Below are 278 nucleotides of genomic sequence, written 5' to 3'. Positions count from 1 at the left end.
GACTATATCCGAGCTTTTTACCCATTAGGCGCAGTAGATACTCGGGTAGATTGCCTGCTTGGCGCATACTAATGTGATGCTCCGGCTCTACAAATCGCTCGACATCCTCCCATGGAGACGTCTTGCGAAGCCTGTGCCGCAGTGCGTGCGTAAAAGCAATCGTCAGATGAATCATAGACTGCTGTGTGTGGCGTCCAGTCTCAGTTTCATCATCTATAAAAGAGAGGACTTGGCGGGTAAAGCTACGAGCATCATAGACCAGTTGCCCCCATAAACAC

The 278-nt window shown here is 50.0% G+C and carries 1 pseudogene; it reads right to left on the bottom strand.

The annotated features are described in order from the left end of the window. A pseudogene (locus AAEZ02_RS22340) lies at positions 1-278 on the bottom strand (bestrophin family protein); the annotation flags it as partial.

This window comes from Shewanella sp. T24-MNA-CIBAN-0130 (genome assembly GCF_040310185.1).
GTDB classification, from domain to species: Bacteria; Pseudomonadota; Gammaproteobacteria; order Enterobacterales; family Shewanellaceae; genus Shewanella; species Shewanella psychromarinicola.
The sequence above is the reverse complement of the archived record's forward strand: the minus strand, read 5'-3'. Positions and strand labels throughout refer to the sequence as shown.